Annotated in this window: 10 protein-coding genes and 1 pseudogene; 7 read left to right on the top strand and 4 right to left on the bottom strand. The window is 59.8% G+C overall.

Annotated elements, in window-relative coordinates; translation table 11 throughout:
* Positions 1-112: pseudogene (locus tag KLP42_RS24010) on the top strand (IS630 family transposase); the annotation flags it as partial.
* Between the two features lie 12 nt (positions 113-124).
* Here the strand turns inward: KLP42_RS24010 and KLP42_RS24005 are convergent.
* From KLP42_RS24005 to KLP42_RS23990, 4 genes are read right to left on the bottom strand one after another with little or no spacing between them, the layout of a single operon-like run.
* Complete coding sequence (locus KLP42_RS24005; protein WP_215570329.1) at positions 125-1204, bottom strand: 4-oxalomesaconate tautomerase; 1080 nt, start codon at positions 1202-1204, stop codon at positions 125-127.
* Positions 1197-1868, bottom strand: coding sequence for a 4-carboxy-4-hydroxy-2-oxoadipate aldolase/oxaloacetate decarboxylase (locus tag KLP42_RS24000; RefSeq protein ID WP_215570327.1), 672 nt, complete (start codon positions 1866-1868; stop codon positions 1197-1199). Before KLP42_RS24000 ends, KLP42_RS24005 begins: the two co-directional genes overlap by 8 nt.
* A 2-nt stretch (positions 1869-1870) precedes the next feature.
* Positions 1871-2833, bottom strand: coding sequence for a VOC family protein (locus tag KLP42_RS23995; RefSeq protein WP_502941347.1), 963 nt, complete (start codon positions 2831-2833; stop codon positions 1871-1873).
* Between the two features lie 51 nt (positions 2834-2884).
* A complete protein-coding gene (locus KLP42_RS23990) occupies positions 2885-3631 on the bottom strand; it encodes a PIG-L deacetylase family protein (RefSeq protein WP_215570323.1) in 747 nt (248 codons plus the stop codon).
* A gap of 153 nt (positions 3632-3784) precedes the next feature.
* Here KLP42_RS23990 and KLP42_RS23985 point away from each other — a divergent pair, with 153 nt between their 5' ends.
* The 6 genes from KLP42_RS23985 to KLP42_RS23960 all read left to right on the top strand — a co-directional run bounded on the left by KLP42_RS23985 (position 3785) and on the right by KLP42_RS23960 (position 10551).
* A complete protein-coding gene (locus KLP42_RS23985) occupies positions 3785-4672 on the top strand; it encodes a DUF1932 domain-containing protein (RefSeq protein ID WP_252193229.1) in 888 nt (295 codons plus the stop codon).
* Positions 4663-5865: a LysR family transcriptional regulator gene (locus KLP42_RS23980; RefSeq protein ID WP_215570321.1), complete on the top strand. Its 1203-nt coding sequence runs from the start codon at positions 4663-4665 to the stop codon at positions 5863-5865. Before KLP42_RS23985 ends, KLP42_RS23980 begins: the two co-directional genes overlap by 10 nt.
* 90 nt (positions 5866-5955) lie before the next feature.
* Positions 5956-6936 carry a TRAP transporter substrate-binding protein gene (locus KLP42_RS23975; protein ID WP_252193228.1) on the top strand — a complete coding sequence of 327 codons (981 nt, stop codon included), beginning with the start codon at positions 5956-5958 and terminating at the stop codon, positions 6934-6936.
* Between the two features lie 6 nt (positions 6937-6942).
* Complete coding sequence (locus KLP42_RS23970; RefSeq protein ID WP_215570318.1) at positions 6943-7446, top strand: TRAP transporter small permease; 504 nt, start codon at positions 6943-6945, stop codon at positions 7444-7446.
* A complete protein-coding gene (locus tag KLP42_RS23965) occupies positions 7443-8747 on the top strand; it encodes a TRAP transporter large permease (protein ID WP_215570316.1) in 1305 nt (434 codons plus the stop codon). The genes KLP42_RS23970 and KLP42_RS23965 overlap by 4 nt, the downstream gene beginning before the upstream one ends.
* A gap of 118 nt (positions 8748-8865) precedes the next feature.
* Complete coding sequence (locus KLP42_RS23960) at positions 8866-10551, top strand: subtype B tannase (RefSeq protein ID WP_215570314.1); 1686 nt, start codon at positions 8866-8868, stop codon at positions 10549-10551.
* Positions 10552-10667 lie beyond the last annotated feature (116 nt).

Genomic DNA, 10667 nt, shown 5'->3' with positions numbered 1-10667 from the left:
AGCAGAGCGCACCGTAACTGGCCTTTGGGACAGGATCGGGAAACTGATTGACCTCGTCGAGCCACAAGAGGCTCGCAACTTCTTCACATCATGTGGTTACGATCCAGCATGAAAGGGAAACGCTCTAGTGGTCCGTGCCACCGCCTTCAATCGGAAACACAAAGCCATCAAAGAGCTTGCGTGCCGTTCGTACCGAGCCGGCACCTTGGATAGAACCATCAGCGGCAACATCGAGGAAAACCTCCATCGAACCCGTTGGATGCTCGATCACGTATCGTCCATCGCTTGGCGGCGAAACGAGTTGAGCGGCGGGGCCTTCTCCAAGCGTTGTTGCCGTGGCGACGGTAATGGCTGCAAAAACGCCCACACTTGCATGCACACGATGCGGGATGAAACTCCGCGTCGAGATGCACCCACCGTGAACGGCAGGAGAAACAAGCGTCATTTTCGGAACCGAAGCCTTCGCAACATCTCCCAGGTTCATCAGCGGTCCAGCTTTAATGCGGATAGCCTCGATCCTGGATTTCAGCGCCAGATTAGCCTCGATCTCGTCGCGGCTTTCATTTCCGTCAAGACCGAAGTCTGAGGCCCTGAGGATTACACACGGCATACCGTTGTCGATAAGCGTGACTTCAAAGCCGTCGATAATGTCGACGCTTCTGCCCGTTGGTAGCAGTGCCCCGCAGGAGGAACCCGCGATATTCATGAACAAAAGAGGTAACGCAGCATGCCGCCCCGGGACACCTGCAATTTCAGTGGAACCGCGGTAACAGACACGCCCCCCTGGCGTCTGTACCCGAGCAAGCGCTATCTCGCCCGTATTCACCATGTGAATGCGCACCTCGGTTTCCTCGCCGGTGATCGCGACAAGTCCCCGCTCGATGGAGGCCGGACCGACTCCAGCCAGAATGTTCCCGCAGCCCTGGGAGTCGCTCACGAGTGCCTGATCAACGAAGACCTGCAGGAACAAATAGTCAACATCGGCATCGTCCCTGCTGGAACGAGAAAGGACTGCAACTTTGGAAGTAAGCGGATCTGCTCCACCAATCCCGTCGATCTGGCGCGGATCGGGTGAACCCATGATCCTAAGCAGCAGATCGTCCCGGCCCGCCGGATCGGCGGGCAGATCCTTCTTGAGGAAGTAAGCACCCTTGGATGTGCCACCCCGCATCCAGAGACAGGGGATACCCTGCCCGTCAGACATATTTCAGCCCCTTGGCAGCCAGTGCTCCCCGCATGTCGTAAATATCGAGGCCAAGCTCTCCCGCAGCCAGACGCTGCCGTTTGGCCTCCTCGTTAGCAAGCCGCTTTTCGGCCGCAGCCAGAACGGTTTCGGCTTCCGCCCGCTTGACCAGGCAGACGCCGTCATCATCTGCGACGATCACGTCACCCGCTTCGACATGGCAACCGGCACAGACGATGGGTACGTTGACCGAGCCCAGCGTTTCCTTCACGGTCCCCTGGGCCGAGACGGCCTTGGACCAGACCGGAAACCCCATGGCGGTGAGATCGCGGATGTCGCGCACGCCGGCATCGATCACCAGTCCCCGGCATCCGCGCGCCTTGGCCGAGGTCGCCAGGAGATCCCCGAAGTAACCGTTGTCGCAGGGGCTGGTCGGTGCGAGCACCAGGATATCGCCATCCTTCAACTGCTCGATCGCCACGTGAAGCATCCAGTTGTCGCCCGGAGGCGAAGAAATGGTGACGGCGGAACCGGCAATTTGCGCACCCGGATAAATGGGCCGCATATAGCTCGCCAGCATCCCCTTCCGCCCTTGCGCCTCGTGCACGGTCGCAACGCCGGCGCCAGCGAGCCTGTCGATGACCTCTTGCGAAACGCGCTCGATGTTCTGGACGACGACAGCCATGCTCAATGCTCCTTCTTCACCGGCGGTGTGCCGTGGGTATGAAATGTCTCGATCGTCTTGAGCCCCCAGGCCTGGCCCTTCTTGCGGTCTGCCTCGGTCCAGACGATGGGCTGCCAATCGGGCGCGAGGATCAGGCGTGCTCCGGCATTGGCGAGCTCAACGCGATTGCCGGCCGGTTCCCAGACATAGAGGAAGAAGGTGCCCTGAACCGCATGTTTGTGAGGTCCGGTCTCGATGTGCACCCCGTTCTGCAGGAAGATGTCCGCCGCCCGGAGAATGTCCTCTCGCTGATCGGTCGCATAGGTCACATGGTGCAGGCGGCCGACGCCGCCGCCGTGTTCCTCGGTGCAGGCAAGGTCATAGGTCTTGTTGTTGATCGTGAACCAGCACCCACCGAGCCGCCCGTTGTCGAGCTGGATGATTTCGGTGACACGCGCACCAAGGCACGTTTCCATGAAACGACCAAACTCCCGGACATCCGAACTGAGCAGGTTGAGGTGATCGAGCCTGCGGGGAGCCGCACCGGTGAAGGACGAGGCCGTGTTCTTCAATGCCGCCTTCTCGGCAGCATCCTGGGCTTCGTACCACCTCGTTTCCCAGTAGATCTCAAAGACATGACCGAAGGGATCCTCGAAGCGGAAGGCCCGGCCATGGCTCTCATCACCCTCGACCCAGCCGATCACCTCGAAACCCGAGGCTTCGATGATCTTTGCGCGCCGTTCGAGCGCTTGTGGGCTGGAGGTCCGATAGGCAACGTGACCCAGCCCCGTCCGATCGGACCGGGTAAGCTTCAGGGAACAGTATTCGTAGTCGTCCCAGGCCCTCAGATAGGCAGAGGTTTCGTCGCTCCCGGACAGTTTCAGACCGTAAACACGGGTGAAGAAATCGAGGCTCTCCTCGAACTTGTCGGTATACATCTCGACATGCGCGAGATGCGCAATGTCGAAGGATGGATTTGTCGGCATACTCATGAGTCATCTCCTCCCCGGCAAAGGCAGTAACCGCCCCTCAAGATCCTAGAGTTCGTCGACCGTGCGCGGGAACACCGACTGGAAGCCTTCCGCGTATTTCGCCGCCCGTCCACCTGACTGTCCGCCGGAATTGCGCATGAAGTGGTTGGCGCGATTTTCAGCAACGCGTGTGTAGAACTCCCAGAGATGTTCCTGACCTTCCATGCATTCGATCGCGGCACGCTTCTTGTCCCAGACCGAGGTGATGTCGAGAAACACATCAGGCTTCCAGCCCATCTGCTCTGTCTGATGCGGTTCGAAGAGGTAGAGTTGCGGCGCGCCTAGAACCTTCTGGCCGGGATTGTGGCCCCAGGCCTGGGCGATCATCCGCGTCTCAAGCGCCACCTGCGTCGCATACATGTGGTCGGTATTGTAGGGATCATACTGCGAGTGGCTGAGCATGAAGGATGGCTGAACATCGCGAATAACGTCGACCAGACGATACTTGTCTTCGTCGGTTAATCTCAGCGGATAGTCACCGAGGTCGAAGCTGATGAGATCGTGGACACCGAGCGCTTTGGCTGCCTTTTCGGATTCGGCCCGGCGCGCCGCCCTGACCTTGTCGAGTGTCATACCCGGCTGCTTCCAAAGCTTTGCAGATTCGCCCCTTTCGCCGAAAGACAGGCAAACGACCGTCACCTGGTATCCCATCGCCGCATGAAGCGCGATCGCACCGCCGCATCGCCACACGAAATCCGCCGCATGCGCGCTAATCACCAGTGCAGTCTTGGCCACATTACTCTCCTTGGACATCTAGCAGACTTCCGATTTTCCCAAGCACAGGAATGCGCGCTCGCACCCGTCGAGATCAAATCGAAAGGCTGCGACAACCGATAAGCTGGAGCTATAGCGGATGGAATTCGGACGTCGGATTTGCAAAGTTGCATTGGCTGCCAGGAGGATAAAATGATGAAGCAATCGACGGCCTTTCCAGACATCGCCATGATTGGGTTTGGCGAGGCCGCACATGCCATCGCGGGGAGCTGGCGCCACAACGGGCGGTCCGGCCTGCGCACCTTTGATCGCGGACTGGAAAACCCTCAAAGCAGTCAAATCATCCACGCTCGGTGCGAGGAAGCCGGGGTCGAGCCACACGATCATGCCAAATCGGCTCTCGCGGGTGCCGGTCTCGTGATTTCGCTGGTGACGGCCGACGAAGCGCTTGCGGCCGCCATCGCATGCGCGCCCCATCTCGAACCGGGCAGTCTGTTGCTGGACGGAAACTCCTGCGCGCCTGAAACGAAGATCAAAGCAGCATCGGTGATTGAGGCGGCGGGAGCACATTATGTCGACATGGCAGTCATGGCACCGGTCTATCCCCGGCGGCATGAGGTGCCGCTCCTCCTCGCCGGCAAGATGGCCAAACCTGCCCGAAATCTTCTTCTGGAACTGGGCATGCGGCCCGAGATTGTAGGCACGCGCGTCGGCGATGCATCCACCATCAAGATGCTGCGTTCCGTGATGATCAAGGGGCTGGAAGCCCTGACAGGCGAATGCTTCCTTGCCGCGCGCCGCGCTGGCGTGGAAGACGCGGTACTGGCCTCCCTGAAGGCATCCGACCCCGAGATCGACTGGTCTGCCAGGGCCTCCTATAATCTGGAACGGATGCTGGTGCATGGCGAACGTCGCGCAGCCGAGATGGAAGAGGTCTGCAAGACGCTGCAAGCCTTGGGCCTTCCCGATTGGATGAGCCGGAGCACCATCGAATGGCAGCGGAAGCTCGCGGAACTGGACCTCGAGGCTGGAGCGAATGGCCTGACGGTCCGCGCGGACAGGATCCTAAAATGCCTCTGATTTCGCGCAATCTCCGACACTTGCGGCTGTTCGCAGCCGTTGCGGACCTCAAATCACTGACGGCAACGTCCCTTGCCCTCAACATCTCCCAGCCGGCGGTAACCCAGGCGCTCGGAAAATTGGAACGAGAAACCGGCGGTGCGCTGTTTACCCGCACGCCGCATGGCTTTTTCCTCACCGACAGAGGCACTCTCCTGCGCCATCGGGTCGAAGCGGCCTTTGCACTTCTTGATCCCGCCCTCGCCGATATCTCCCCACGACTGAAGATGACGCTGAGCCATGCCCAGTTGCTCTCCCTCATCGCTGTCGGCGAGTGCGAAAACTTTACGCTGGCCGCCAACAAGCTCGGACTGGCGCAACCGACCGTTCATCGCGCGGTGACGCAAGTCGAGCTGGAAGCCGGGCGGCGCCTGTTCGAGCGCACCTCATTTGGCATCATCCCCTCGCGCGCATGCCAGGCAGCGATTCAGGCCGCCCGTCTGTCGATGTACGAACTTGATCAGGCCGATGTCGAGCTGGCCGAATTTGATGGGGGAGAAGCCGGCAGGATCGTGATCGGTGCAATGCCTCTCGCCCGCTCGACGCTCCTGCCCCGCGCCTTGAGCCGCTTCCGGCAGGCACGTCCCACCTATGCCGTCTCTATTCTGGACGGTCCTTACGATGAACTACTGGGTGGCCTGCGCCGCGGTGCGATCGATTTTCTGATCGGCGCATTGCGCGAGCCCCTGCCGATCGGCGACGTCGTCCAGCAAACCCTGTTTCACGATCGTCTCGCCCTGATCGCAGGCCCGGGACATCCGCTGGTTGGACTGCAAACACCGAGCTTTGATGATCTCTTGAGTTTTCCATGGGTGGTGCCGCGCAGTGGCACGCCGGCCAGGGAGCAGTTCCAATCCCTATTCACGGAGAATGGCCGAGATCCGCCGGAGCGCATCATCGAGTCTGGCTCCCTCCTCCTGATGCGCGAGCTCCTCGCCGACCGCCAGCATCTGGGCTGTATTTCCCGCCACCAGTCCGAACGTGAAGCCGACCATGGCTTGTTGTTCCTGCTGCCGTTTCCGACTGAACATCTCGTCCGGCCGATCGGGATTACCACCCGGCAGACATGGTCCCCGACGAAACCGCAGAAGCTGATGCTCGATCTGTTGTCAGAAGTGTCCGCTCCGGCCACGCAGCATAGCCAAACCTTATAGCACTACCTCGGCTTTGAATTGGTATGGCAGCCCCTGAGACGGCAAGAGTTGAGCCGGCACCATCAATCTTGTCTCATTTGGGAGGTAGACATGCGCAAGATGACTGCAATAGCCGGGGCTTTCCTGAGCCTCGGGCTCGGGATGACGGCGGCGAAGGCTGAAACCCTCAAGTTCGCCAACTTCATGGCTCCAACGCATCCTTATGTAGCCTCAACCTTCGAACCTTTTGCAAAGGCTGTGGAAGAGGCCACCAAGGGCGAAGTGAAGGTCCAGCTCTACAATGGTGGAGAATTGGGCGCTGGCCCCGCCGAGCAATATGCCCGCGCCGTTGACGGCGTTGCGGATCTGTCGATCAGCCTTCCGGGTTACACCGCCTCCAACTTCCCGCTGACGCTCGTCACCGAGTTGCCGGGCGTCCTGGCAGAGGCAGATGGCACGGATAAACTCTGGAACCACCTCGATTTGCTGAAGTCCGAATACAAGCGGACGCCATTGGTTGCCTTGTGGTCCAGCGCCGAGAACATTCTCTACAGCGCCAAGAAGCCGATCCGGGCGATCGACGACGTCAAGGGCATGAAGATCCGTGTTCCCTCGCGCAACTCCGGTCTTCTCGTCGAGGCCTGGGGTGGAACGCCCGTGTCGATGCCCGTGAGCGAAGTCTACAACGCGCTACAGACCGGCGTCATCGATGCAGCCATGATCGATGGCACAGCAACCAAGGCCTTCAAGCTTGGCGAGGTCGCGAACTACGTGACGCTCGGTATGAAGACCACCAATTCTCCCTTCTTCATCGTCATGAACCGGGACGCCTGGCAGGGCCTCACGGATGAGCAGAAGGCTGCCGTCGAAGCCGCCGGGAAACAGGCATCGCTGAATGGCCAGCAAAGCCAGCTCAAGGTGGCGGCATCGGGCATCGAGGCAATCGCTGCCATGCCGGGCAAGGAAGTAATCCGGCTCACCCCCGAGCAGGCGGCGCCCTTCGACGCCATCGCTGCCGAGGTGACCGCGAAAATTGTTGCGGAAACCGGTGCTGAGGCCAAGGCGCTTGTCGACGCCCTTGCGGTGAAGTGATCGACCATGGTTGCGGTTGAGCGATCATCCCTGGCGCGGTTCATCAACCGCGCCACCCGTGCGCTTTCGGTGCTTGCCGGGATCAGCCTGCTGTTCATGATGGCGACCATCACCTTCGGCGTGATGACCCGCTATCTTCTGAACATGCCGATCACAGGTGTCGATGAGATCGTCCAAATGACGGGGGTCGGCCTTGTCATGCTTGCCTTGCCCTATGCCACGCTGAACGACGCACATGTGCGCGTCGACATCTTCGACGAATGGCTGGGCCGCGTCGGGCGCAATCTGGGCGACGTGCTTTCACGCCTCCTCTCAGGGTTTGTTCTGCTGATCCTGGTGTCCCGTGCCTGGGACAAGCTCCTGGATGCGCGTGAGTTCGAAGACACCACCAACATGCTCGGCCTGCCGCTTTGGCCATTCTACGGCATGCTGGCCGCCGGCGTTGCCCTGTGCGCCCTCGTCTTTGCGATCGAAATCCTGCTCATCTTGACGGGAAAGGCTGAAAAATGAACCCCATGACAATCGGCCTGATCGGCATAGCCAGCCTGTTCATCCTGATGCTGCTGCGCATGCCCGTTGCCTTCGCCATGATGTGCGTCGGGTTCTTCGGAATGTGGGCCCTTGAGGGCTTGAGATCTGCCGGCGGCGTGGTCGTGACGGAAAGTTTTTCCGCCGTGGCCTCCTATTCGCTGATTGTGGCACCCATGTTCGTCCTGCTCGGCAACGTCTCGTCTGCGGCAGGTTTCAGCGCTGGTCTCTACGACGCTGCCTATGCCTGGGTCGGACGGTTCCGCGGCGGGCTGGCCTCTGCTTCGGTCATCGCCTGTGCCGCCTTCGCTGCCGTCTGCGGCTCATCGGTTGCCACAGCCGTCACGCTCGGCAAGGTCGCGCTTCCTGAAATGCGACGGCTCGGCTATGCACCCGGTCTCTCGACGGGCGCCATTGCCGCGGGCGGAACGCTCGGCTTCCTGATCCCTCCTTCAACGGGTTTCGTTCTCTATGCAATCCTGACCGAGCAATCCATCGGTCGTCTCTTCATGGCGGGCGTGATCCCTGGCCTGTTGCTGACCGGTCTCTTCGTCATCGTCGTGTGGATCGTCGCCACGCTCAATCCGGAAGCTGGACCTCGGGGCGAACCGATGACGATGCGGGAGAAGCTCGGCACCGTGAAGCGCTCCGCTCCCCTGCTTGGCGTCATGGTTCTCTCGATCGGAGGCATCTATGTCGGCGTCTTCACGCCGGTCGAAGCCTCCGGCATTGGTGCCGCGCTGGTGATTTTACTCGCCTTCGCAACACGCTCGATCTCTGTTGCAGGTTTCTGGAGAGCGGTTCAGGACACATTGCGCACCTCAGCCATGCTGTACACGATCGTCATCGGTGCCAATGTGCTCAATCCCTTCCTCGCCGTCACCCGCATTCCCGCAGTGCTGGGTGAAGGGCTCCAGGGTCTGGGTCTCGGAGCCTATGGCTCGCTCGCCGTGATCATCTTCGCGTATATCATCCTTGGCATGTTCATGGATGGCCTCGCCATGCTGGTCGTCACCATTCCGATCGTCTACCCGATCATGATGTCGTTCGGATTTGACCCGATCTGGTTCGGCGTAGTGGCGGTCATCGTGATCGAAATGGGCATGATCACGCCGCCGGTCGGGATGAACGTCTTCGTCGTCCGGGGCGTCGCTGAAGATGTCCCGCTTGCAACCATCTTCAAGGGGGTCATGCCGTTTCTGCTGGCAATGATTGTCGCGCTACTGCTGATTATCATATTTCCACAAATCGCCCTGATTCTACCGAATTCAATGTATGGCTGACGTCAGAGACATCATAAGCTGGGGTCAACACGATTATGCCTCTTAGCTCGTGTCTAGGCAGCAGTCGATCGCGGGTTGCGAACTGAAGTACAACCGAATCTGAAGAAGGAGTTCCACGATGACGGTCACCAGAACGCACGTCCGGCATCTGCTCGCAGCCTCAGCGCTGATCCTAACTACGGCAGCCTACGGAGAAGCGATGGCACAAGGTACTTTCGACAATGCATTGAAACTGGAGCCGGCGTCCTTCAAGACTATCAACGTAACTGTCGATGGCAAACCCATAACGCTTCGCCGCTACGAGGCCGTCTATGTTGGCAAACCGGTTGCCATGGCCAAAGAACAGCCTGCCCGCCGCATGGGGGCGGGGGGCAGCCCATCGGGAGCCGATACCCAAGCGCTTGCAGATCCATTGACCTATCAGAAGCTCGTGATCTTCGTGCCTGACACGGCAACCGAGGCATCGGCGATGATACTGAATGTCAACAACGGTGGCTGGTTTGCGAGCGAACTGAAGCCGGGTATCGAAGAGGGCGGCTCCTACACCTCTACGAGCGATACCGACAAAGCTGGAGCTGCTCTTGCTGCAGGATACGTCTACGTCGATATCGGTAGCCGCGGCCGCGGTATTGTTGCCGCAGATGGAAGCTTTCCGGGGAAGGCACCGGCAGCCGTCATCGATACCAAGGCTGCCATCCGTTACCTGAGGCTCAATGATCAGACACTCCCCGGCTCGGCTGAACGGATTGTGGTCACCGGCACCTCGGGCGGTGGAGGGCTGTCTTCGGTGGTTGCCGCAAGTGGCAATAGCCCAGACTACCTGCCAGAGCTCGCCGAGATCGGCGCAGCCGGTGTCACCAAAGACTTGAAAAGCACCCTCAACGATGACGTCTTTGCCGTCATTGCCTATTGCCCGATCACCGATCTTGGCCATGCGGATATGGCTTATGAATGGCTGTATCGTGGCATTCGCAGTGCTGAAAACACCGCCAACAACAGCTGGAATGCGGCAGCCCAGCAGGCTTCCTCAGAACTTGCGGAGGCCTACCCCGCTTATCTCGACGGCCTGGGCCTGAAGCTGCCCGACGGAAGCGCGCTGACATCGAAAACGATGAAGGCTGCGATCGAAGCCGAGGTGCGCCTCGAGGTCGAGCGTCACGTGGCGGCCGGCGGCACGGTTCCGCCTCGCGGATCGAATTTCGAAATCGTGCTGCGCCAGCGCGATGGCGAGAAAAAACTTCAGCTTCTCAATGATTGGGTCACGGTCGAGAATGGCTCGGTCGCGGCATTTGATTTCGATGCCTATCTGCGGTTCGTGGCGAAGACCTCGGCCCTGAAGAATGTTCCGGCTTTCGACCGCACGGCAAATACCGGCAATGTCGGCACCGATGGCGAAAATTCCCTGTTTGGCACTTCCACACAAGCCTATGCCAATTTCAGTGCGTTCGGCTGGAACCGGAACGAGGTGAAAGGCGATGGCTCGGGCCCGGACGATACAGGCCTTGATTGGGCTCAGTATACGCTTGGACCTGGAGAGGCGCTGGCTCGACAGGTGCGGCTGATCAATCCCATGGTGTATCTTGGCAGTGAGGCCAAGGCGGCTCGCTATTGGTATGTACGCCACGGGATGATCGACAGGGATACATCCTTTGCTGTTGAGCTTTCTCTGGCCGCAGCGGCCCGGATGGATCCGGATGTAAAATCGGTCGACTTCCGCCTGCCGTGGATGACCCCGCATAGTGGTGACTATGATGTTCACGAAGCCTATTCTTGGCTGGCTGAGGTCCTTTCGAAGCAGCAGTAAGCTGCCTTTGTCCCGAACGGGACTTCGGATGTTCAGCCAAGGAGAAGATTGCGCGAAATCCAGGCCTCTTTTCTGGGGCGCATGACCGTCCTTTAGCGGACAAGCCATCGCCGCAT

This window comes from Rhizobium sp. CSW-27 (assembly GCF_018760785.1).
GTDB lineage: Bacteria > Pseudomonadota > Alphaproteobacteria > Rhizobiales > Rhizobiaceae > Neorhizobium.
Note: the sequence above shows the minus strand (reverse complement) of the source record. Positions and strands in the feature narration are given on the sequence as shown.

What these genes read in the sequence shown, in the direction of transcription:
- KLP42_RS24005 (WP_215570329.1), bottom strand. Translation starts at nt 1,204, where the DNA reads ATGTCTGACGGGCAGGGTATCCCCTGTCTCTGGATGCGGGGTGGCACA.
- KLP42_RS23985 (WP_252193229.1), top strand. Translation starts at nt 3,785, where the DNA reads ATGATGAAGCAATCGACGGCCTTTCCAGACATCGCCATGATTGGGTTT.
- KLP42_RS23965 (WP_215570316.1), top strand. Translation starts at nt 7,443, where the DNA reads ATGAACCCCATGACAATCGGCCTGATCGGCATAGCCAGCCTGTTCATC.
- KLP42_RS23990 (WP_215570323.1), bottom strand. Translation starts at nt 3,631, where the DNA reads ATGTCCAAGGAGAGTAATGTGGCCAAGACTGCACTGGTGATTAGCGCG.
- KLP42_RS23980 (WP_215570321.1), top strand. Translation starts at nt 4,663, where the DNA reads ATGCCTCTGATTTCGCGCAATCTCCGACACTTGCGGCTGTTCGCAGCC.
- KLP42_RS23960 (WP_215570314.1), top strand. Translation starts at nt 8,866, where the DNA reads ATGACGGTCACCAGAACGCACGTCCGGCATCTGCTCGCAGCCTCAGCG.
- KLP42_RS24000 (WP_215570327.1), bottom strand. Translation starts at nt 1,868, where the DNA reads ATGGCTGTCGTCGTCCAGAACATCGAGCGCGTTTCGCAAGAGGTCATC.
- KLP42_RS23975 (WP_252193228.1), top strand. Translation starts at nt 5,956, where the DNA reads ATGCGCAAGATGACTGCAATAGCCGGGGCTTTCCTGAGCCTCGGGCTC.
- KLP42_RS23970 (WP_215570318.1), top strand. Translation starts at nt 6,943, where the DNA reads ATGGTTGCGGTTGAGCGATCATCCCTGGCGCGGTTCATCAACCGCGCC.
- KLP42_RS23995 (WP_502941347.1), bottom strand. Translation starts at nt 2,833, where the DNA reads ATGCCGACAAATCCATCCTTCGACATTGCGCATCTCGCGCATGTCGAG.